The organism is Moraxella equi (assembly GCF_002027555.1).
GTDB classification, from domain to species: Bacteria; Pseudomonadota; Gammaproteobacteria; order Pseudomonadales; family Moraxellaceae; genus Moraxella; species Moraxella equi.
In genome coordinates this window covers 1-778 of record NZ_MXAP01000170.1, presented here as the reverse complement: position 1 = coordinate 778, position 778 = coordinate 1, and the positions used below count along the sequence as shown (strand labels likewise).

At 35.0% G+C, this 778-nt stretch carries 1 protein-coding gene; it reads left to right on the top strand.

Going from position 1 to position 778, the window contains the following annotated elements; translation table 11 throughout:
* Positions 1-65: 65 nt before the first annotated feature.
* A protein-coding gene (locus tag B5J93_RS12820) for an IS1 family transposase (RefSeq protein WP_228144948.1) occupies positions 66-766 on the top strand; the annotation gives its coding sequence in 2 pieces (ribosomal slippage) (positions 66-414 and positions 414-766; 702 coding nt in all).
* Positions 767-778: the final 12 nt, after the last annotated feature.

Sequence of the window (778 nt, the reverse complement as noted above, 5' to 3'; positions counted from 1 at the left end):
CGGTATTGTTAAAAACAAATACATAAGTTAAAATAGCTCAATACTTTACCATGGAGTAAAAACCAATGAACGAAACATTTGATAGTTGTCCTAAATGTAAGCACAAACACTTTGTCAAAGCAGGTTTTAACAATGGCAGACAACGCTATAAGTGCAAAGGTTGCAATCATTACTTTTCAGTACATAAACCAACGCATCATAAAAGCGAAGCAACCAAGCAAATGGCAATCAATATGTATCTAGAAGGTTTGGGCTTTCGTTCAATTGGTCGCATATTAGGTATTAGTTATGGCACAGTCTATCAATGGGTTAAAAAACTTGGCGAACAACATCAGATCAAACAAGATAGCAATCAAGCGATAGATATCGTTGAGCTTGATGAGATTCATAGCTACACCAAGCATAAAAAAACGCTTGCTGGACCCCGCTTGCCATTGACAGAACAACAAAACAAATCTTAGGTTTTGTTTGTGGCAGACGAGACACCAACACCTTTAAACAGCTTTACAATCAATTGAATATCCATAACATTCAACTGTTTTGTAGTGACTACTGGAAATCCTACCTTGAAGTCATTCCAAAATCAAAACATATGACAAGCAAAGCTCAAACTTTTACCATAGAGGGCTATAATAGTCTCATTAGGCATTTCACAGCAAGATTTAGAAGAAAATCAAAATGTTATTCTAAATCCGAGAAAATGATAGAAAACACTTTGAACTTACTGTTTGCTAAGTGGAATGGAACTTTGAATTATGTATTTTAGTTTAACAATGCC